General features: G+C 53.6%; 17 protein-coding genes. 6 read left to right on the plus strand and 11 right to left on the minus strand.

The genetic code is table 11. The annotated features are described in order from the left end of the window. Positions 1 to 107: 107 nt before the first annotated feature. From KP707_RS10615 to KP707_RS10625, 3 genes are read right to left on the minus strand one after another with little or no spacing between them, the layout of a single operon-like run. Positions 108 to 1,181, minus strand: a complete 1,074-nt coding sequence (locus tag KP707_RS10615; RefSeq protein WP_215751608.1) for a tartrate dehydrogenase — start codon at positions 1,179 to 1,181, stop codon at positions 108 to 110. Between the two features lie 2 nt (positions 1,182 to 1,183). After that, positions 1,184 to 2,332 carry an amidohydrolase gene (locus KP707_RS10620; RefSeq protein ID WP_211502900.1) on the minus strand — a complete coding sequence of 383 codons (1,149 nt, stop codon included), beginning with the start codon at positions 2,330 to 2,332 and terminating at the stop codon, positions 1,184 to 1,186. A 4-nt stretch (positions 2,333 to 2,336) separates the two neighbouring features. Further along, positions 2,337 to 3,818, minus strand: coding sequence for an aldehyde dehydrogenase (locus KP707_RS10625; protein WP_211502899.1), 1,482 nt, complete (start codon positions 3,816 to 3,818; stop codon positions 2,337 to 2,339). A 210-nt stretch (positions 3,819 to 4,028) separates the two neighbouring features. Here KP707_RS10625 and KP707_RS10630 point away from each other — a divergent pair, with 210 nt between their 5' ends. The 3 genes from KP707_RS10630 to KP707_RS10640 are packed head-to-tail and all read left to right on the plus strand — an operon-like array spanning position 4,029 to position 8,090. Then, positions 4,029 to 5,411, plus strand: coding sequence for an aminotransferase class III-fold pyridoxal phosphate-dependent enzyme (locus KP707_RS10630; RefSeq protein ID WP_211502898.1), 1,383 nt, complete (start codon positions 4,029 to 4,031; stop codon positions 5,409 to 5,411). A gap of 35 nt (positions 5,412 to 5,446) precedes the next feature. Then, positions 5,447 to 6,802, plus strand: coding sequence for an MFS transporter (locus KP707_RS10635; protein ID WP_211502897.1), 1,356 nt, complete (start codon positions 5,447 to 5,449; stop codon positions 6,800 to 6,802). A 13-nt stretch (positions 6,803 to 6,815) separates the two neighbouring features. Then, entirely contained in the window at positions 6,816 to 8,090 is a 1,275-nt protein-coding gene (locus KP707_RS10640) for an FAD-binding oxidoreductase (protein WP_211502896.1), read from the plus strand. Between the two features lie 51 nt (positions 8,091 to 8,141). On the opposite strand, the gene KP707_RS10645 is transcribed toward KP707_RS10640, so the two are convergent. Continuing rightward, positions 8,142 to 8,807 carry a haloacid dehalogenase type II gene (locus tag KP707_RS10645; RefSeq protein WP_086634350.1) on the minus strand — a complete coding sequence of 222 codons (666 nt, stop codon included), beginning with the start codon at positions 8,805 to 8,807 and terminating at the stop codon, positions 8,142 to 8,144. A 217-nt stretch (positions 8,808 to 9,024) separates the two neighbouring features. Between KP707_RS10645 and KP707_RS10650 the strand changes: the two genes are divergently transcribed. After that, positions 9,025 to 9,378 (plus strand): cupin domain-containing protein, encoded by a 354-nt coding sequence (locus KP707_RS10650; RefSeq protein ID WP_211502895.1) that lies wholly within the window; start codon positions 9,025 to 9,027, stop codon positions 9,376 to 9,378. 127 nt (positions 9,379 to 9,505) lie between these two features. After that, positions 9,506 to 10,831 carry an FAD-binding oxidoreductase gene (locus KP707_RS10655; protein ID WP_211502894.1) on the plus strand — a complete coding sequence of 442 codons (1,326 nt, stop codon included), beginning with the start codon at positions 9,506 to 9,508 and terminating at the stop codon, positions 10,829 to 10,831. 182 nt (positions 10,832 to 11,013) lie between these two features. Here KP707_RS10655 and KP707_RS10660 read toward each other — a convergent pair whose 3' ends face one another. Together KP707_RS10660 and KP707_RS10665 are read right to left on the minus strand one after the other, a co-directional pair. Further along, a complete protein-coding gene (locus KP707_RS10660) occupies positions 11,014 to 12,372 on the minus strand; it encodes a carbohydrate porin (RefSeq protein WP_244591172.1) in 1,359 nt (452 codons plus the stop codon). A 147-nt stretch (positions 12,373 to 12,519) separates the two neighbouring features. After that, complete coding sequence (locus KP707_RS10665) at positions 12,520 to 14,955, minus strand: membrane-bound PQQ-dependent dehydrogenase, glucose/quinate/shikimate family (protein WP_211502893.1); 2,436 nt, start codon at positions 14,953 to 14,955, stop codon at positions 12,520 to 12,522. 275 nt (positions 14,956 to 15,230) lie between these two features. On the opposite strand from KP707_RS10665, the gene KP707_RS10670 reads away from it, so the two are divergent. Continuing rightward, positions 15,231 to 15,971 (plus strand): IclR family transcriptional regulator, encoded by a 741-nt coding sequence (locus KP707_RS10670; protein WP_211500975.1) that lies wholly within the window; start codon positions 15,231 to 15,233, stop codon positions 15,969 to 15,971. Positions 15,972 to 16,066: 95 nt separating this feature from the next. On the opposite strand, the gene KP707_RS10675 is transcribed toward KP707_RS10670, so the two are convergent. From KP707_RS10675 to iolE, 5 genes are all read right to left on the minus strand, one after another. Beyond that, positions 16,067 to 16,465: a tautomerase family protein gene (locus tag KP707_RS10675; protein ID WP_099212739.1), complete on the minus strand. Its 399-nt coding sequence runs from the start codon at positions 16,463 to 16,465 to the stop codon at positions 16,067 to 16,069. Between the two features lie 30 nt (positions 16,466 to 16,495). Next, positions 16,496 to 17,617 (minus strand): Gfo/Idh/MocA family protein, encoded by a 1,122-nt coding sequence (locus KP707_RS10680; RefSeq protein WP_211502892.1) that lies wholly within the window; start codon positions 17,615 to 17,617, stop codon positions 16,496 to 16,498. 5 nt (positions 17,618 to 17,622) lie between these two features. Then, positions 17,623 to 19,107 carry a sugar porter family MFS transporter gene (locus KP707_RS10685; RefSeq protein ID WP_211502891.1) on the minus strand — a complete coding sequence of 495 codons (1,485 nt, stop codon included), beginning with the start codon at positions 19,105 to 19,107 and terminating at the stop codon, positions 17,623 to 17,625. 99 nt (positions 19,108 to 19,206) lie between these two features. Continuing rightward, positions 19,207 to 20,007: a 5-deoxy-glucuronate isomerase gene (gene iolB, locus KP707_RS10690; RefSeq protein ID WP_211502890.1), complete on the minus strand. Its 801-nt coding sequence runs from the start codon at positions 20,005 to 20,007 to the stop codon at positions 19,207 to 19,209. Beyond that, positions 19,989 to 20,891 carry a myo-inosose-2 dehydratase gene (gene iolE / locus KP707_RS10695; RefSeq protein ID WP_215751609.1) on the minus strand — a complete coding sequence of 301 codons (903 nt, stop codon included), beginning with the start codon at positions 20,889 to 20,891 and terminating at the stop codon, positions 19,989 to 19,991. Before iolE ends, iolB begins: the two co-directional genes overlap by 19 nt. Positions 20,892 to 20,903 lie beyond the last annotated feature (12 nt).

Consider the following 20,903-nt stretch of genomic DNA (forward strand, 5'->3'; position numbering starts at 1 on the left):
GACAATTCGTTGCATATTCGGTTCAGTTCATTCTCCCGTTTCCCCTCTTTGAGCGGCATATGATTCCGTTATTGGAACGGTTTCCCCATGTTAATCTTCAGTGCTTATCAAATGCCTGAAGTCAGCGCTTTTGCGATGGCACTCCCTACATCTGACGTCCTGGCGAGACCTCCCATATCGGGCGTACGGGGAGCACTCTGGGCTGAAAGAACGTCTGTCATGGCTTTCAAAATCAGAGCGGCTGCCTCGGCCTCTCCGAGATGATCCAACATCATGGAGGCTGCCCAGATCTGACCTATCGGGTTAGCAATATTCTGCCCGAAGATGTCCGGAGCAGACCCATGAACAGGCTCGAACATGGACGGATATTTTTTCTCGGGATTGATATTGGCAGATGGAGCAACAGCAATGGTTCCTGTCATTCCGGGTCCCAAATCAGAAAGAATGTCCCCGAACAGATTGCTTCCTACAACAACATCAAATCGCTCTGGAGACATCACAAAACGCGCGGCAAGAATATCGATATGATATTGATCTATACGAACATCCCGGTATTCCGAACCAATTGCGGCAAAGCGCTCATCCCAATATGGCATGGAATGATACAGGCCATTCGATTTGGTGGCGGATGTCACATGCGGACGGCCCAGCTTCCGCGCCAGTTCAAAGGCATATCGCAGGATCCGGTCGGTACCGAACTTCGTAAAGACAGCACTCTGAACGACGCCCTCTGCCTCCGTTCCTTCTGCAAACCGGCCTCCGACCTGGGAGTATTCGCCCTCAACATTCTCCCGAACGATCCAAAAATCCACGTCTCCCGGCTGCTTGTTAGCCAAGGGACACGGAATCCCCGGTAAAAGCCGCACAGGACGCAGGTTTACATACTGATCAAACTCTCTGCGGATCTTGAGAAGAAGCCCCCATAGGGACAGGTGATCCGGAACACCTGGATAACCCACAGCGCCCAGCAGGATGGCGTCATTCTGCGCCAACTGGCTCATGCCATCTTCGGGCATCATCTGCCCGGTCTTCAGCCAGGTCTCGCAGCTCCAGTCAAAGTGGGTATAATCAAACCCGACCCCACAAAGCCGCCCGACCGTGTCGAGCACTTTGATGGCTTCCGGCATAACCTCTTTGCCAATTCCATCTCCTGGCAGAACAGCAATCTTGTAAGTTGGCATGGTCAAACGTCCTGATTGATGCGCAGGCACATGTGGGCGAGTGCCACCCAATAGGCGATGCCCTGCGGAATGATTGTGTCGTCAAAATCGTAATCTGGGGCATGCAAAGGCGCTGAAGCACCGTTTCCCAGCATGACAAGCGCACCCGGCCTTTCTTCCAGCATGAAGCCGAAATCCTCGGAAGCCATGCTGGGTGTCATGTCAGGAATAACCGTGCCCTGCGCGCCAACAGCCCGCGCCATAGCAGCACGCGCCAATGTCGTCTCGTTCGCAGTATTCACCGTCACAGGATACGGCTGGTGAAACTGTACTGTGATGGTCACGTCATGCGCGATGGAAATCCCTGCGGCCAGACGTGTCATCCCGTCTTTCAGGTCATTCAGCACCTGAACATCCAGAGCGCGGATCGTGCCGCGAAGCGTGGCAGTCTCAGGAAGAATGTTGTCCGTTGTTCCCGCATGAAACGTACAGATGGAAAGAACCGATGGCACCAAAGGGTCTGAACGGCGCGCCACCAGTAATTGGGCCTCCTGAACGAATGCCGCACCAACAGTCAGTGCATCCCGCCCCAATTGGGGTTGGGCCGCATGTGATCCTTTCCCTTTTATATCGACCAGAAACCGCCAACCACCAGCCATGATCGGTCCTGTACGGGTCGCCATGGAACCTATTGGAAGGCCAGGCCAGTTATGCATTCCAAAAACACGCCCGGCGGGGAATTTCTCCAATAACCCCTCTTCCAGCATGACTTTGGCTCCTGCGCCCCCTTCTTCCCCGGGCTGAAAAACGAAATGCACTGTCCCGCATTCCGGCGGGTTAAGAGCCAACGCGGCAGCAGCCCCCAGAAGCATGGTCGTATGCCCGTCATGCCCACACGCGTGCATGCGCCCCGGATGGCGAGAGATATGCGGATGATCTCCCCGCTCATTGATCGGCAGAGCATCCATATCTGCGCGTAAAATGATGGATGGGCCGGGTTTCTTTCCCTGAAGAGAAGCCACCACTCCGGTTTGTGCCAGTCCTCTGGAGGGGCAGTACCCCAAAGACGTGAGAACATCCGCCACGATATCGGATGTTCGAAACTCCTCGAACCTCAGCTCAGGATGAGCATGAAGATCTTTTCGCAGGGCGACGAGGTAAGCAAGATCCATGGCGTTAGCCCTCAAACGCCATGAGAACACTTTTATAGCGCAGATTGGCTTCAACAGCCTGACGCCCCAGATCCTTGCCAATCCCTGAACCGCCATACCCGCCAGTAGGGATCACGAAGTCTGATGAGCGGCCATACCGATTAACCCAGACGGTGCCAGCTTTCAGGTTGCGCACAGCCCGCATCGCACGCCCGAGATCAGACGTATGAACGCCGGCAGCGAGACCGTAAGTCGCATGAGACGCCAGAGAGAGTGCCTCAGCCTCGTCATCAAATGTCTGGACCGTCAAAACCGGACCAAAGAGCTCGTCCTTTACGGCCCGCGTCTGCGGGGTAACGTTGGTCAGAATGCACGGTGAGAGAAATGCCCCTTCTGAGCCCTTCAGGCGGCTGAGAGGAAGAAGCGCTGAGGCTCCCCCCTGCACACTATCCTGAACGGCAAGCTCAATGGATGTCGCCTGTCGTTCGGAGATAATCGGGGAGTACCGTGTTTCGGCCTTTTCAAGCGCACCAGCAACGAGGCCCTGCGCGCGCTCAACGATCTTCTCCACAAGGATATCATGAACCGCTCTCTGAACAATAAGACGCGATCCAGAAACACAGACCTGTCCCGCATTTCCCGTGAAAGCTCTTAGGATACGGTCTGCAACACCATCTACATTACGGATATCATCGAAAACGATCTGCGGACTTTTCCCGCCTAGCTCAAGCGTGACAGGCTTGGGGCCGCTCTCCGCTGCCGCCTTCATGATTTCGATGCCAGTTCTTGTGGAACCAGTGAATGTCAGCTTTCCGCAGACCGGATGTCGTGCCAGAGCATCTCCCGTGATCCGACCCGTTCCCTGCACAACGTTGAACAGGCCGGCCGGAACACCAGCTTCGACAGCCAGTTCCGCTAGACGAACAATCGAAAAAGGAGTCATTTCTGACGGCTTGAGGACGACACCATTTCCGGCCGCCAGCGCAGGAATCACTTTCCAGCTCCCCATGACCAGAGGGAAATTCCAGGGAGCAATAGCTCCGATGACGCCATAAGGCTCAGCCAGTACCAAGCCTAACAAGTCACTCTGGGTCGCAGCGACTTCCCCGCCCAACTTATCGGCATATTCAGCAAAAAAGCGGATGCCCTCTGCCGTAAAAGGCACGTCCCAGCCTGTTGTCTCTGCAATAGGTCGCGTCGAACAGACTGTCTCCAGACGCGCCAGTTCCACAGCATTATCTTCTACAAGCTCGGCCCAGCGCCTCAGCACACGCCCCCGCTCCCGCGGGGCACAGGTCGCCCAACCAGAACGCATTTGTACATCTCTCGCCAGGCAGACAGCATAATCCACCAGATCTGCCCCGGCTTCAGGCAGATGACAGAGCAACCGACCATCCGAGGGCGCATGAACAGGAATGGCGCCCTCACCTTTCAGAAGCTTTCCACCCACAAAATGCGCGTTTGGCAGCGCCACCAGGGCGGGGTCAAAGGTAATGCCTGTCATCATTCATGCCTGCGAAAGACCATTGCGGGAGGGATACAATGTGCGCAGCCGGACATGTGGAGCAAACGGCAAAATACTCACGCGGCACATTTGAATATCCCTGCTATTCCGGCCGCACCAACAGCATTTTATGCTCCGAATATTAGCTTTTCTTGCATTACATATCGCAGGCTTTGCGCGATGATCACATTCAGGATCAGGACAGGAATCATCATGGATACGCCACGTCTCGTCTCGCTTGACCGCGAACACCTCATCCATCCCGTCTCGTCATGGCAGGGGCACGAAGCCAGTGGGGCGACCATACTCGAATCTGGCAAGGGTGTCTGGCTGACGGACAGCAAAGGCCACCGTCTTCTGGATGGTTTTTCCGGGCTTTGGTGCGTCAATACCGGTTACGGCTGCGAGAGCGTTATCGAGGCAGGTCGACGTCAGCTTGAAAAGCTTCCCTATGCGACGGGATATTTCGGCTTTTCAAATGAGCCCGCTATCGAACTGGCAGCGCGGCTGACACAGCATGCTCCGGGGCACCTCAATCACATCTATTTCGCTCTTGGTGGTTCTGATGCGGTGGACAGTACGCTCCGCTTCATTCGTTACTATCAGCACGCACGGGGCACACCCGAAAAGCGGCATGTCATTGGGCTACAGAAGGGCTATCATGGTTCGTCCTTCGTCGGCGCAGGCCTGACCGCGCTTCCGGTCTTCCATCGTGATGCAGATGTCCCACTCCCGTGGCAGCATCATATTCCAAGCCCCGATCCCTACCGCCACCCTGCTGGACCGGACGCTGAAGCCATCATCCAAGCTTCGGTACAGGCGTTCCATGATGAAATCGCAAAGATTGGCGGTCCACAGCATGTTGCAGCCTTCTACTGCGAACTTGTTCAAGGGTCGGGCGGCGTCATTATCCCGCCAAAGGGCTGGGCAACGGCAATGCAGGCAGCCTGCCGCAAGCTGGATATTCTGTTCGTCGTTGATGAAGTTATCACAGGTTTCGGACGGACTGGCCCTCTCTTTGCCTGTGCGCATGAGAACATCGAACCGGACATGATGACCGTCGCAAAGGGTCTGACGGCTGGCTACGCCCCGATGGGAGGCGTCTTCATGTCTGATACGATCTACGAAACGATCCGTGACAAGACGCCGCCAGGTGTCTCCGTCGGACATGGGCAGACCTATAGCGCCCATCCCGTCAGTGCGGCCATCGGCCTCGCAGTCCTGGACCTCTATGAAGGTGGCCTGCTTGAAAACGGAACCCGTGTTGGTGAGCATCTTGCGACGCGCTTGCGCGGTCTAGGCAATCATCCACTCGTCGGCACCACCCGGTCTATTGGAATGCTTGCCGGCATCGAACTCGTGACCGACAAGACAACCAAAACCAAGCCGGATGCCCAGCTTGGAATTTCCGGAAAACTCAGCCGCTATGGCTATGAGCAAGGTATTCTTTTCCGGGCCTTTGGCGACGATGTCATCGGACTTGCCCCCCCGCTGTGCAGCACGATTGCCGAAATGGATCAGCTCTGTGACGGCATTGTCTCGGTACTGGACCGCGTGATGGAAGATCCAGCCGTCGCCAGCGCTCTCAAAGCCTGACCACGCCAGATGAGGAAACAAAAGGTTGCCCCATCATGACACCTGAAGTTTCCTCCACTGAAACGGCAACGCTGGATGATCTGCCGCCGAACGGCTTTCATTCAAAACTGGCCCTGATCTCTGCCGGGGGACCGTTCTGTGACGGCTACATCCTCGGGATCATCGGTATTGCGCTCCCATCCATCGTGCGAGAACTTCATCTCACAGGCGCGGAGACAGGCCTCGTCGGGGCAGCGGCCCTTCTGGGCGTTCTGGCAGGCGGAATGCTGGGGGGCGCGGTCTCGGATCGCCTTGGGCGACGGCCTCTTTTTACGTTAAATATTGCAGCGTTCGTAGTCTTCTCCCTGTTGCAGGGAGCGTGCTCCGGCCTTGTGCTACTTGTAACCCTTCGCTTTCTGCTCGGTGTAGCAGTTGGTGCGGATTATCCAATTGCGACGTCTTACGTCGCAGAATTCATGCCACGCAAACTCCGCGGCCCAGTTCTTTCCGGGTTAATTCTCGCCTGGTGGGTTGGATATACCGCGAGCTACGCCGTGGGCTATGGGCTTTCCTTCTTCCCCGACATCTCTTGGCGGATCATGCTGGTCTCCAGCGCTGTTCCGTCAATTGTGCTCTTCTGCCTGCGTATGGGATTGCCTGAGTCTCCCCGCTGGCTGGTTCAGCAGGGACGGACCGAAGACGCAAGAAACATTATACGCGAGCACCTGAGGGCTGATATTCTCCCCACTGTAGAACATCAGGGGCAGCTCTCCCTGCTTCAGATCATTCGATCTCCCTATCGCGGAGCACTCGTGTTCGTCAGTGCATTCTGGATCCTGCAAAGCGCTCCGGGATTTGCCATCCACACCCTTCAGGCGCAGCTCCTGCATCAGTATCACGTCCAGAACGCACTTCTCGGATCTCTCTGCATTACCGGACTGACCATCCTGGGGATCCTGCCCGTCACTCTGGGGCTGATCAATCTGATGGGGCGGCGCCTGTTACTGATCGGCACTTTTGCAATCAGCATGCTGGGCCTTTTGCTCCTCGGAATTTCAGCCACCCCTGCCAGCTGGATGATCTTTTCCGGGTTTATTCTGTATTCGGTGTCCGAGGCAGCAGGAAGCGGCCTGCAGTTTGTCTATCCTAATGAGCTGTTTCCAACAGCCATCCGGGCCAGTGCGGTCGGTATGGCCTGTTCCTTCAGCAGACTGGGCGCAGCACTCGGAACGTTTCTGCTTCCTCTGGGATATACGCAATTTGGGATGCAACCCATGATGCTCATAGCAGCCAGCTTCATGCTGGCAGGACTGCTCATCAGCTGGATCTGGGCTCCAGAAACAAAGAATGCGTCCTTGGGAGAACCTCCCTCCCAGACTCAACTGCCCTCTCCTTCCATCTGTGCCTCCTGACGGAGATCATTCCATGAAACTTGTTCCCTACTGGCTGGATAGTATTTCACCTGTATCAGGTACTGCTCTGTCTGAGTTTCCTACCCGCGCAGATGTTGTGGTTGTAGGCGGCGGCTTTACCGGCCTCTCAGCAGCTCGAACCCTGGCCAAGGCCGGCAAGACTGTTGTCGTCCTCGAAGCAGACCAAATTGCCTGCCACGCCTCCGGCCGAAATGGCGGACACGTCAACAACGGGACGGCTGGAAATTTTCAGAGCATGGTCGGAAAATATGGCCTGGAACAGGCCGTTGCATTGTATCGGTTCTTTGATGATGCTGTGGATACGGTCGAGCAGATCGTCACGTCCGAAAACATCGACTGTGACTTCCGTCGATGCGGAAAGCTGAAAGTCGCCTGGACAGAAAAGCATTTGGCAGGTCTGCGCGCGGATCAGGACGCTGTAAAACAGCATGTTGACCCGGAAACTGATCTTCTCGACCGCGATGCTGTTGCAGCAGAAATCGGTGGCTCGACAACATTCGAAGGCGGAATGCTATATCGCAAAAGCGCACAGATGCATGTCGGAAAATTTGGGAGTGCGCTTGCAGCCAACGCCATGTCAGCGGGTGCGAAAATCTTCGAAAATACGCCTATGACCGCCCTTCGCCGTGCGGGCAATGTGTTTGAAGTTTCCTCTTCCGCAGGCGTTATTCAGGCACAGAATGTGCTACTGGCAACGGGCACAAGCCGGAAAGCACCAAACTGGTTCCGGCGACGCATCATGCCGGTTGGCAGCTTCATTGTTGCCACGGCGCCCATGCCGGAAGATTTGTTTTCCCGCATTCTCCCCGGACGCCGCAATGTCGTCACGACGCGAAATATCCATAACTACTTTCGAACAACCGCAGACCGACGCTTGATCTTCGGCGGCCGGGCCAATTTCTCCCAGTCCAGCGAAAAGTCGGACATTCAGTCAGGGCAGATCCTTCATGCAGCGCTGACGGAGATCTACCCTGAACTGGAAAGCACTGAGATCGACTATTGCTGGGGGGGCAACGTCGACATGAGCGTGGATCGCCTACCACATGCTGGTGAATGGAATGGCGTCACCTATGCGATGGGCCTGAGCGGACATGGCGTTCAGATGTCCGTTCATCTTGGCCAGCTTCTAGGCAGAAGGCTTGCTGGGGAACAGGTTAATATTCCTGTGTGGAACCGTCCATGGCAACCCATCCCAGCTTACGGACTTGCCACGCATTTCATGCCTGTCGTGGGTGCCTATTATCGTGCCAAGGACAGATATCTCTAATGTTTTCAGATAAACCTGCGGGAGAGTAATCCTCCCGCAGGCTTGCTATCTTTATAGGCCGAAGACGCCGGGCAGCCCGCTGATGTCTTTGATTTCTTCATATTCATAAAAGGGATTAGCTGGTTCATGGCCCCGGTTAACCCAGACTTTTGACCGGATCCCCAGATCGTAAGCGGTCATAAGATCATAACGGAAAGACGATGATACGTGAGTGATGTCTTCTGGCCCACAGCCGAGAACATCAAGCATATATTCAAAACCGTTCATCTGAGGCTTGTAAGTCCCCGTCTCCTCCGCCGTGATGACCTTGTAAAACGGTGCACCCAACTTCTCGACATTCGACATGATTTGGCTGTTCATGGCGTTAGATAAAATGACCAGGGGGATTTCCTTGGCAACTTTGGCAAGACCCGCGGGCACATCAGGGTGAGGCCCCCAGGTTGGCACCTCATTGTAAATCTGCAAGGCATCTTCCTCACGGAACGTCACGCCATTTTTCTTGCAGGTCCGTTCCAGAGCATTGTGCACAATCTCCGCATAGGGTTTCCATGCGCCCAGCACCTCGTCGAGCCGGTAAGCTGCAAAATTCTTAATGAAGAGCTGCATCGCCTGCTCACTCAGTACTTCACCGTAGATCCTACGGGCCGCACCGGCCATATCGAAAAATGTCAAAGTGCCGTAGCAGTCAAAGGTGATGAACTTGGGACGGAAGGTCATATACGATTCCTTGTGAGGCCATTACTGTCTGGCATAATCGTTATGATGCCGCCTTCAGGCCGATAGTCGTTATCAGGTTTTTATTGTTTGACGCAGGAAATTTCATATTCAAATGAGGATGCAGCACGCTCTGCTGCCCAGGTTTGAAAATCAGGATCAGAACCGGCGCAGAACGCAGCACATTAGATCTGCGAATCCCCACTGTGTGAGATCTTCCATGAGCCTGCTTCTTCCTATTCAGACAAGCCCGGACTTTACCCCACGTGAATCCGTATCGACTCCAGAACGTCTTATTTCAGGCTCTCCAGCTTTCAAGACATGGGCGCTGGATACGTCACGCAATGGAAATGTTCGCACAGGTGTATGGGAAGCCACTCCCGGCACAACCAAATCCATTAAGGGTGAGGCTTTCGAGTTCTGCCATATCCTTGAAGGCCTTGTCAGAATCACGGAAAACGAAGGAGAGTCCCATCTCTTCAAAGCTGGAGACAGCTTCATTATGAAGCCCGGTTTCGTGGGAACGTGGGAAACGATCGAAACAGTCAAAAAGATCTATGTCTTCGTGGAATGACCATATGCCGTGTCCCTACTGAACCAGAGCTGAACTTTGCAATACTCTGCCATTCAGCACAGGGTTTGCGGTGTCAAAAACTGCCTGAATGCCCCTACACTCGTCCGCATACAGCACGGAGACTTTCATGCCTGCCCCACTGCATCTGATTCAGACCAGTTCCAGCGTTCCAGCAGAAGCGGACGTTGTTGTTGTCGGCGCTGGAATTGTGGGAGTTTCAGCAGCCTACTGGCTGGCCAGGGCGGGAATGAAGGTCGTTCTCCTCGAGAAAGGCACGGTTGGGGCTGAACAGTCCAGCAGGAACTGGGGATGGTGTCGCCAGCAAAATCGCGATGCACGCGAACTCCCCCTGTCCACCCGAAGTCTTTCTCTTTGGGAAGACATGACAGCAGACATCGGTGAAAATCTTGGCTTCCGTCGCTGTGGATTACTGTATCTGACGAACAGTCAGGCTGAACTGGACGGATGGGCACGCTGGGGCGAATTTGCCAGAGGCGAAGGCGTGGACACCAGAATGCTGAACGTGACTGAGGCCGCACAACGAGGGAACGCTACACACCGGAAATGGCTTGGGGGCGTATGGTCGCCGACTGATGGCATCGCGGACCCGTCACTCGCCGCCCCCATGATTGCCAAAGGGGTCCTCAAACACGGTGGCCACGTCGTTCAGAACTGTGCAGCTCGCGGCGTTGAACTATCAGGCGGAGCTATCTGCGGCGTTGTAACGGAACGTGGAACCATTCGCACATCGCAGGTTGTCATGGCTGGAGGTGTTTGGGCGCGGTCTTTCCTGAATCAGGTTGGGGTTAACCTTCCGCAAGCGTCTGTCCGGTCGTCAATTCTTTCCGTCAAACCAGGTGCATTGGGCCTTCCAGACGCTCTTCATACTCAGGATGCATCTGTCACAAGGCGCGGTGATGGTGGCTACACCCTCGCTATTTCCGGCAACGGTCGTGTGGATCCCACTCCCGGGATATTGAAAAGTGCCACAGAATTTCTTCCCATGTTCGCCCGACGGTGGCGTCACCTTGCACCTGGCGATTTTCAGGGTTGGCGTTATGGTTTCGACACCATCGCCAAATGGAAACTCGATCGGCCGACCCCTATGGAAAAAACACGCATCCTCGATCCTAAACCAGATGCTAGAACCATTCGTAAGACCCTAAAAAACGCCCATGCACTCTTGCCTGCCCTGAAAAATGTGTCTGTTCAGGCCGAATGGGCAGGATACATTGATAGTACGCCAGACGGGGTTCCTGTTATTGACCCGGAAAGTGGCGTTCCCGGCCTCTTCATTGCGGCCGGTTTTTCTGGACATGGCTTTGGCATTGGGCCCGGTGCTGGACATCTTATCGCCGATCTCTTGTTGGGTCGGGAACCGATTACCGCAGTCGAGCAGTACAAACTTGCTCGCTTTAAAAAATCTTCCTGGGGTAAAGTATCAGATTTTTAGGCAGACATTTATCATCAGACCAGACTTATCGCCTCGGTAACTTTCTTTTTTATTCAGGCACACCATTGGCAATTCTGGTCATTTTTGAAAACCTGTGCTTGATGTTTCGGTGAACTGATTTCCAGGACTACAGAATACTGAAAACGGGTTCTTCGGGATGTTTTTGCGCTATTGTGTACTTGTCAGAATGTCACTCCAGTTTTCACTCCAAACACAGTAATCATATTTTTCTGAGTGTACCCGCCGGGGTCTACCCAAAACTGAACATTGGGCTCGAGATAAAGCCATTTTGTTGCCTGAAACGTATAATCCGTTTCAATCGCAAATTCCGAATTACGTCTCGGCCCTTTTTTGCCGTCCTGATACCAATATAAAGTCGCCAGTCGGGAATTAACGTGGTTGGTTCCGAACGCGAGTGTGACAGCATCATTCTTTCGGCCGGGAAGACCAAGATAACGGAGGCTTGCTGTCACCTGAGACGACACAGGCCCTGTTTCCTTATCCACCATTGTCAATGTGACGTAAGCTGTGAGGCCTTGTGTAACAACAGCATCTTCCCCTGGTTTCTCTGTAAATGTGCCCGTCAACTGCTGCTGGAACCACAGATATCCACCATGGCTTCCACTCCTCTGAAGCATTGACATCCCCGCCAGAGTTGCAGGCCTTCCATCATTTGCCAAAAGAACGTCCGGTGCCGCAGCAGTGTTGATCCATCCCCCAATGCGATAAGCGCCTGGATAGCCGTGCGAGCCAAGATGAACGCGTACACCTGTTTCAAATGGGAGCAGAACGCCAGTTGCGCCATGCAGATAACCTATGAACAGGTAATTATCGAGGTTTCGATCATTCTGTTCATACGCACCCACCTGAAAATACCAATGCGGATTATTATACTTTACAAGTCCGCCCCACACACTGACTGGCCAGTTATACCAGCGACTTCCATCCATATTCCCCGTGGTTGCGCCACAGAAGTAGTTAATCATCGTCAAGCAGGGGATATTATCAAAATCAGCACCGGTAGGCAGTCGCCCCACCTTGAAACTGAAGCCACCTCCCAGGTTCTGGTTATACCAGAGCTGGGTTAGTCTGGTCGTCTGTCCTCTTCCCCACACTTCCTGAGGCTGCTGTAACGTATACAGACCGGCATCGGTGATCAGGTTACGACCAGAACGCCAGGTAAAGGTGAAGTTAAAAGATGCCCCTTTCCAATGAAGGAGCTTTTCGGCATTCACATCAAGCCCAGCAGTGATCTGATTTGTCTGTGCGGCAGTTCGCCGGTCCCCACCGCTGACATTGCCTGCAGTCTCGTTCGTCCAACTTGCTCCCAGTTCCACCCCTTTATTACGCAGATATGTCCTTGCACCACCCCATTCTCCTGTCATTGTGGGAAGGGAGTTTGGACCATTATCAAACAGTGAATAGCTTGCATCGTCGCTTTCGTTGCCATTTGTTGGCTCTGCGGCCATGGCTTCACCAAATATGCCGACAGACAAAGCAACACAGCACGACAACGCTCGGGAAACGCTGAAGCGGTCCATGAGATTACCTCTACATTTTCGGTAAACGCACAAAATTGCGTTGTTACTTAGAGCTTATATATTCAAGATAATATTGGCTTGAATACCTATTCAGATCCGGGAAGAGAACTTCCCGGATCCTATTAAAGAGTATTTGTTCCGCCAATATTATGGGAGAGTGTAAGCCATCACGTAGTCACCGCGGTTTGCATTGGTGCCGGTACGCGTAGCACCGCCAACGACAACCACAACATACTGCTTACCGTCCTGACCAATGTAGGACATCGGAGCTCCCTGCCCGCCAACCGGAAGCCGGTCACGCCACAGTTCCTTGCCTGTGTCGTTGTCCAAAGCACGGACATAATAGTCCAGAGTGCCATGGAAGAAGGTCAGGCCACCCTTGGTAACAAGCGGTCCGCCCATTGTTGGCATGCCTAGTGGAATGCGCACACCCGGGACAATACCGTGGACAGGAGCATCCTGGATGCTGCCCATCGGAACCTGCCATTTGGTCTTTCCTGTCGTCAGGTCAATCGCTGTCATGCTGCCGAAAGGCGGCTTGAAGCATGGAACGCCCAGAGGCGAGACAAACATTGAGCGCTCAACACCCCACGGCGTACCGATCTGCTCTGAGTATTCACCCTCAGCGCTCGGCTTCAAACCAATGCGCTTGGCTTCATCCTGCTTGATGAAACGGCCCCACTGCGCCATACGAATATCGTTGACAATCAGCGTTCCGGTCGAAGCGTCAATTGCGCCACCGCCCCAGTTGGAACCACCGTAATAGCTCGGATAGATCAGAGTACGCTGCTTGTCAGAGAGAGGCGTGAACTCGCCCTTCCAGCGCATCTGTTTGAACTGGATCCGGCAATACAGCTGGTCAAGGATCGTCCCGCCCCACATATCGGATTCTTTGAACGGCGTTGTGCCGATCGAAATCGCGGAGAAAGGCTGTGTGGGAGAGATACGCATGCCGGGCATACCGTCCGTTGGAACCTTACGATATTCCACCGGGACAACTGGCTTACCATCACGACGGTCCAGCACGAAGACTTCACCACGCTTGGTCAGCTGAATAATGACCGGCGTCGTAGTGCCATCCTTGCCCGGGAGGTCGTAGAGGATAGGCTGGGACGTAACGTCATAGTCGAACTGGTCGTTATTAGCCGTCCGGAAGTGCCAGTGCTCTTTGCCGGTCTTGATCTCAACCGCGACGATGGCGTCCGTGTATTCATCCGAATATGGGAAACGATCACCGTTCCAGAAATCTGGCGTCTGATTGCCCGTTGGGAAATAAGCCAGGCCCAGCTTGGGATCGTAAGCTGCCGTGCCCCAGAAGTTCGGAGTTTGCGGAGCATAATGCTCGCCGGGAGGCAGCGGTGTGCTGTCCTTGGCGCCGCGGGAAGCATCCCAGGCCCACAGAATCTTGCCTGTGCGAACGTCATAGCCGCGGACGACGCCAGCGGGTTCGCCAACAGAAATGTTATCGTTGATCTTGCCGCCAACCATAATGACGCCATCCGCGACCAACGGTGCGGAGGTCAAATAATATGATCCATTTTCCGGAGCGTCCGTCAGACCTTCAAGAAGGTTAACAAAACCATGATCGCCAAAATCTTCGCATGGTTTGCCTGTTTCTGCATCTACTTCGAAAAGGCGAGCATCATTGGTGTTGGAGACAATTCGCTTACGGCATGCAGCGGGTAGAGCTGCAGCGTCCTGCGGAGGAACTGCCTGATCCGTTCCTGTCTGATCCACAGCAGGTTGAACATCTTCAGGCGGAAGCGTGGAAATATCCGCATATCCAACGCCACGGCAACGCTTCCACCCTCGATTACTGTCAGTGATCCGCAGCTTGGGATCAAAGCGCCACCGCTCTTTGCCGGTGACAGGATCAATTGCAATCACCTTATTGAGCGGTGTGCAAAGATACATCGTGTTATCGACCTTGAGCGGCGTAACCTGATATTCTGATCCATCAATAGCAAGATCACCCGTGTGGTAGGTCCAGGCCAGCTTCAGATCTTTGACGTTGGATTTATTGATCTGATCGAATTGAGCGAAACGGTTACCCGCAGTGCTACGTCCATAGGCAGGCCAGTCATTCCCGCTGTCTTGCCCTGCCTGTGCCTGAATGACAGGAGCAGGCCCGGAAGACTCAGCCACAATGGTCGGATGCGGGAAAAACATTCCGACAATAAACGCACCGAGTGAGCCAAGCAGAGCAATACCAAGACTGTTTGCAACTACGCGCGGAAGTGCCGGACGGCCGTCTTGCCGCGATAGTCGACGTGCAAGGGCTGTGACAATCAACGCAATAATAATGAACGCCAGAAGACGGGGTACGAGTTGCCAGAAATCAAACCCGACCTCCCATAGTGCCCAGAGCACACTGACGGCGAGCAATGCAAGCGCTGTATAAAGAGCGAATGCAGCACGTTTATAAAGACCAAAACTAATGGCAATAATGGCCGCGCCTGCTAATAAATAGAATGGTGATCCTCCGAGGAAGAGCAACCAAAGGCCGCCAAAAACCAATGTCAAACCTAGAACTACGCCTAAAAATTCAACAACCAAAAAGGCTGCTATTTCCAAGGTGCGCATCAGGAACTTCTCCCAGCCCGTTATGCACGGGATCAACGACAGTAAATTTTCTTACGGTCTGGTCTAGAAACATCCCATTGGACGTGTTCGGTCTTCAGGGCGCGGAAACGGCCATGGACAACAAACATTTTCGCGAGTTACCCCAAAAAAGGAGGGTGCGATGGGTATGATTTTTAACCAGTCAGTGGTCATTATCTGTATCACCCAGCGGGTGAATATCAATCAATTCCTGCCCCAAAACAGGGGCCGTTAAATCACAGTGTGGAGAGCAGTCCTTGAAAAGCGATGAAAACAGCATGCAGGGCGTGAGCCGTGCCGCAGCAATCCTTAGAGTGCTTTCAAGCGCTCACGTAAGTCTGGGGTATATTGCAAAAGCAACAGGGCTTCCCCGGTCGACTGTTCAACGGCTTGTCAACGCGCTAGCCGTTGAGGAATTGGTAGAAGTCACCAATGACGGTATCTCGCTGTCTTGGGGGATCATGCGACTAGCGGAGGCAGCGCAGTCCAGCCTGCTCGACAAGTTCCGAAGCGCGATCGAGACCATGTTTCAGGAAACGCACGAGACTGTTGATTTCAGTACGGTCTATGGAAAAGAAGTAACGTATATTGAAAAAATTCATTCCGATCAGGAAATTCGCGTTGTCCCCAAAGCCGGGCGCCCAATGCCTTTACATGCGATGTCAAACGGCAAAGCCATGCTGTCCATTATGTCGAAATCTGAAATACAGGCTCTTATTGGTTCACAACCACTCAAAATGACCTCACATACAAAAACTAACGTGAAAGATATTCTTAACGAAATTGAGACCGTAAAGGCGACGGGATACGCTTATGATTTCGAGGAGCATAGCGAAGGAATTTGCTGTATCGCCACGCCTATCGTTCTTCCTGGCCACAGGCCCTACGCGATCTCAATTACTGTTCCCTTTTTTCGTTTCGAGCAAAATCTTCCCCTATTCCGAGAGGCACTTGATCGGTGCAAGAATAAAATAGAAAGTTCTTTTGGTAAAAAATAAATATGAAATTGAATCATTTATTAAAAAATACGGAACGCATTGTATTTTTCAATACATCTGCGGTCCGTATTTACTCATCTGGAAAATCTAAAAAATTATTTTCCGCCAAGCTCCCCTGTCAGGAATTGAGCCCTTCCCAGCCCGAAGGACCAGTGAGCGTCTTCATTCTCGACCACAGACACCATGACATCTGAGGAAGAAATACCACATTCTTTTTCCAGATATTCGGTAAGCAATTTGTAGAACAGAGCTGTCTTCTCTTCGCCACGAGGACGACTGAACATCTGAACCACCACAACCTTTTCAGTGCGGGGAATTCCCAGACCGGTGTCTTCCACGATCATGCGGGAAGGCTTGTACTCAGACACAAGTTGATAACGGTCGCCGCGTGGAACTTCGAAGGCTTCCAGCATGGCTTCATGGGCGGCGTCCAGAAGCGTCTTGATTTCCGTATCCGTGCGGCCTTCAAGCATGTGGAAATGAAGTAATGGCATGATATTTTCTCCAGATTTAATTGAAACAGCTCAGGAAATCGTCTGCCATTTCTGCTCCCGGTGGGAACGAATAGCCGTATCGATGATTTTCTGAATTTCCCATGCTTCCCGGAAGTCAGGAGTGCTGGGCTCGCCACGATCAATGGCACGAATGAACTCTGCCATTTCGATCGTCTTGATATCGTTGAAGCCAAGGTGATGACCCTGCGCAACACAGAACGCGCCATAAGGCGAATGTTGCGGGCCAGTCTCGATCAGTCGGAACCCGTTTGATCGGCTATCGTCACCAGCCTTGTAGTAAAGCAGTTCGTTCATACGCTCCTGCGTGAACGACAGCGCGCCCTTGCTTCCGGAAATTTCAAACTCCAGCTGCATTTTACGCCCTGTTGCCAACCAGTTAGCCTGGATGGTTCCCGAACATCCACGTTCAAAATTGACGATCATTCGAGCGACATCATCCACGTTGATATCTTTAAGTTCGGAAGCTCCCGAATAAGCAGGACGTTTCTTCACCACCGTATCAAGCTGGGCAAAAATCGACGTCACAGGACCAAGCAAGAAACGGGCAATCGAAATGATGTGACTTCCGACATCTGCCAGCGCCCCTGTTCCGCCAGCCGGATCACAGCGCCAGCTATAAGGAGACAGAGGATCAGACATGAAATCTTCCGCATGGATCCCGTTAAAGGCGTAAATCTCTCCGAGTTCTCCCGATGCTATAAATTCACGAGCATATTTCAGGAGAGGATTCTTCAGATAATTGAAGCCACTCTGCGTCCTGACGCCAGCCTTTTCAGCCGCCTGAACAATCTCCCAGGCCTCGGATGCTGTCGGGGACAGCGGCTTTTCGCAATGAACATGCTTGCCTGCGGCAATAGCGGCCAATGCCATTTCACGATGCAAAAGTGTAGGCGTCGTGATGGAGATGATATCGATCTCCGGATCATTGACGAGTTCCCGCCAATCCTGCGTGCTGGATGCAAAACCAAACTGCCGCTGGAAAAGACGCGCGCGCTCCTCATCAATATCTGCGATCCTGTGCAGGACTGGCCGGGAAATGTCGTCGAAAACGTTTCCTGCGGCCTGATAGGCCAGAGCATGGGCCTTCCCCATGAAACCCGTGCCAATCAGACCAATCTTCAATGTATTCACAAACTTCACTCCTGGCCTGAGACGGCTGGAACAACAGGGGTATTGACAGGAGAGACCTGAGACGGCGCTCCTCCTGGGCGACGGCTGAGCATGACGGCTTCAATTTTCTCAAGCGATACGCCTTTTGTTTCAGGCACGAACTTGAGAACAAACCACATGCACACAAGGCACAGTCCGGCAAAAAGCCACATGGAAAATGCACCGTGGAAATGATCATTCAGAAACTTATTGTCGCTCAGCATGGGAAAGGTCTGGCTGACGCCGAAATTCATGATCCACTGGCAGGAAACTGCAATGCTCATGCCGATGGAACGGATGGCATTTGGAAAGACTTCAGCAACCAGCGTCCACGTGACAGGGCCCCAGGACATGCCGTAGGCAAACATGAACAGGAGCATTCCGGTAAGTGCCAGAAGACCGGTTGTCTGCGTGTAAAGTGCCCATGATACGATCAAAAGCCCGATGCACATCGCAACTGATCCCACACGGATCAATGGCAACCGGCCTTTGCGATCAATGATCCATGCCCCCAGAATAGCCCCGGCAACAGACACCACGCCAATCCAGATCGTCTGGAACAAAGCCGCCTGAATGCCGCCGCTGGTGCTCTTCAGAACCATAGGAGCGTAGTACATGATGACGTTGACACCCGTGAGCTGCTGAAGCAGTGCAATCATCGCCCCTACAAAGATAATCCACTTTGCGCCGTCCCGCTTCAGAACGGACACGCTGTTGCGTGCATCAAGTTCCATGCTGGAGACGGACTCACGAATTTCACCCAGCAGCGAATGAGCATGCTGTTCATTGGAAATCCGCTTCAGCGTCGTGAGTGCCTCTTCGTCACGCCCACGCAGAACATGCCAGCGGGGTGATTCCGGGATCAGGAAGATCGTGGCGCAGAAAATGACGCACGGTACAATTTCCGATGCAATCATCCAGCGCCAGCCAACATCCCTCAGCCATTCGGTGGAGGCACTTCTCGCGATCAGATAATTCACGATGAAGACGACAACCTGGCCAAGAACAATGGCAAACTGCTCCATTGTCAGAGCACGGCCACGCATGTCCTTCGGTGAGACTTCCGACATGTACATCGGGGAGACTGCCGAAGCGACGCCCACCGCAACGCCACCAATCATGCGGTAAATCACAAACCACAGAAAGCTGTGAACGAGCGCTGCGCCGAGAGCCGAGATCGTGAACAGGATGGCACATATAAACAGCGTGACACGCCGCCCCAGTCTGTGCGCCATCCAGCCGGACAGTGCAGCACCGATGATGCAGCCAACCACCACGTTCGAAACTGCCCATCCCGTCTCTGCCGGAGAGAGCTGGAAGTAGTCGCGCAGTGAATCAATTGCGCCCGAAATGACGGACGTATCATATCCGAAGAGGATACCCCCGAGCGCTGCGACGGCGCAGATACGAAGAACATATTTTACGTCATGCCGCTCTGACTGAACAAACACGACATCCTTGATACTCGCCATGATTTCTACTCCATCACTAAGAAGCATTTCTCTCTTGGTGACTGGTTGGCCTTATCGTTTCCTGTTGAAGAACCCTGCCGTGCAGGCTTTCTTTATCGCTCAATATGGAAGATGCGCCTGATCGGGATCCATGGAGAATTTCCATGCCCGACGCGGGCCGGCCATCACATTGAGATAATAAAGGTCGAACCCATGCGGCGCGCCGACCGGGTGATACCCTTTCGGAACCATAACGGTATCCCGATTGGAAACAGCCATGGTTTCATCGAGAGAACCGTCCTTCGTATAGACGCGCTGCAGAGCAAAACCGCTGCCCCGTTTCAAGCGATGATAATATGTTTCCTCGAGATAGGTCTCATTGGGAAAATCATCGGTATCATGCTTGTGTGGCGGATAGCTTGACCAGTGACCGCCAGGGGTAATGACTTCGACAACGAGCAGCGTTTCCGCCGGTGCCGTATCGGGAAGGATATTCCGGATCAGCCGCTCGTTTGTTCCTGTGCCCCGTGCAATCTCGCCCGCTTCCTCCGGAGGGATAAGTCGTGCCGGATATTTTCCGGACGCAGGGGAACGACACACTGCCAGCTCCACATCCGTCTCGGCTTCAGCACGCCACACCGTTCCGGGAGGAAGGTAGACTGACCACGGCAGCCCATCAAATGGACTCATCCGCTCTCCCAGCACACCAAAATCCTGCTCCGCACCTTCGATACGGGCACGACCACTCACCAGAACGAGGCAAACCTCTGTCCGGTCCGTGGCTTCTGAAACCGTTTCACCGGCCTTGAGTGACATCACTTCAAAGCCGATGTAATCCCACCCAGCCTGTTCTGGCGTCAGATTGATAATCCGACGATTTTCATCGCGTGGGTGAGCGTGAATCAGGAGGCGCGAAGACATGACAGATGCCCCGTCTGTGAGAGAAGATTGATCAGATAGTTCCGTCCCATCCGGGCATAGGTCAGCGGACTGACTTCTTTCGAATACTGTTCCGCCTCAAGAACAACCCATCCGGAATAGTCTGGAATCTCCGCAAATACCTTGCCGTAGTCGATGCAGCCATCACCCGGGACAGTAAAGACATCTCCCATGATCGCCTGCAGGAAGCTCCAGTCTTCCGCATCCGCCATCGCCCGATTGGCGGGCCGCAGATCCGTCACATGCACATGGCGAATACGATCACGATAGACCTTCGCCAGTTCTGCCGGATCCGAACCACCCCAAAAAGCATGACCCGTATCAAGCAGCAGCTTCACGGAAGGCCCGGTCAGCGTCATGATGGCATCAATGTCCTGGCGAGACTGAACAACGGTACCCATGTGATGATGGTACACAAAGTCCAGTCCTGCGGCGGCCACGGCATCAGCCATCAGCGTCATGCGACGTGCAAATTCCGGCCACTCCTTTTCTGCCAGAACAGGGCGTCGGGAAAGCGGAATACTGACATCTGAATGAATGGCATTCGACGTTTCCGCAGCGATGAAGACCGGGGCCCCCAGAGCTTTGAGGAGCTGCAGATGCGGCTGCATTCGCTCGATCTCTTCTTCCGCACTTCGAACCAGAAGCTCCGTCGAATACCAGCCGGAAATCAGTTCCAGTCCATATGACGCAAGCACAGATTCCAGCTCAGAGGCCGTTGTTGGAAACTTGTTCCCCAGTTCCATGCCTTCAATCCCTGCCTCCCGTGCTTCGGACAGACAGGTTTCCAGAGAAATATCTCCCCCCAGAGACGGCATATCGTCGTTGCTCCAGATGATGGGATTGGCACCAATTCTAATAGCCATTGAAGACTCCCG

The organism is Gluconobacter sp. P5E10, from assembly GCF_018812145.1.
GTDB lineage: Bacteria > Pseudomonadota > Alphaproteobacteria > Acetobacterales > Acetobacteraceae > Gluconobacter > Gluconobacter cerinus.

Excerpts from the sequence above, each read along its gene's own strand:
- KP707_RS10620 (WP_211502900.1), bottom strand. The coding sequence starts at position 2,332 with ATGGATCTTGCTTACCTCGTCGCCCTGCGAAAAGATCTTCATGCTCAT.
- KP707_RS10655 (WP_211502894.1), top strand. The coding sequence starts at position 9,506 with ATGCCTGCCCCACTGCATCTGATTCAGACCAGTTCCAGCGTTCCAGCA.
- KP707_RS10675 (WP_099212739.1), bottom strand. The coding sequence starts at position 16,465 with ATGCCATTACTTCATTTCCACATGCTTGAAGGCCGCACGGATACGGAA.
- KP707_RS10650 (WP_211502895.1), top strand. The coding sequence starts at position 9,025 with ATGAGCCTGCTTCTTCCTATTCAGACAAGCCCGGACTTTACCCCACGT.
- KP707_RS10625 (WP_211502899.1), bottom strand. The coding sequence starts at position 3,818 with ATGATGACAGGCATTACCTTTGACCCCGCCCTGGTGGCGCTGCCAAAC.
- KP707_RS10615 (WP_215751608.1), bottom strand. The coding sequence starts at position 1,181 with ATGCCAACTTACAAGATTGCTGTTCTGCCAGGAGATGGAATTGGCAAA.
- iolB (WP_211502890.1), bottom strand. The coding sequence starts at position 20,007 with ATGTCTTCGCGCCTCCTGATTCACGCTCACCCACGCGATGAAAATCGT.
- KP707_RS10665 (WP_211502893.1), bottom strand. The coding sequence starts at position 14,955 with ATGCGCACCTTGGAAATAGCAGCCTTTTTGGTTGTTGAATTTTTAGGC.
- KP707_RS10640 (WP_211502896.1), top strand. The coding sequence starts at position 6,816 with ATGAAACTTGTTCCCTACTGGCTGGATAGTATTTCACCTGTATCAGGT.
- KP707_RS10660 (WP_244591172.1), bottom strand. The coding sequence starts at position 12,372 with ATGGACCGCTTCAGCGTTTCCCGAGCGTTGTCGTGCTGTGTTGCTTTG.
- KP707_RS10635 (WP_211502897.1), top strand. The coding sequence starts at position 5,447 with ATGACACCTGAAGTTTCCTCCACTGAAACGGCAACGCTGGATGATCTG.
- KP707_RS10685 (WP_211502891.1), bottom strand. The coding sequence starts at position 19,107 with ATGGCGAGTATCAAGGATGTCGTGTTTGTTCAGTCAGAGCGGCATGAC.
- KP707_RS10630 (WP_211502898.1), top strand. The coding sequence starts at position 4,029 with ATGGATACGCCACGTCTCGTCTCGCTTGACCGCGAACACCTCATCCAT.
- KP707_RS10645 (WP_086634350.1), bottom strand. The coding sequence starts at position 8,807 with ATGACCTTCCGTCCCAAGTTCATCACCTTTGACTGCTACGGCACTTTG.
- iolE (WP_215751609.1), bottom strand. The coding sequence starts at position 20,891 with ATGGCTATTAGAATTGGTGCCAATCCCATCATCTGGAGCAACGACGAT.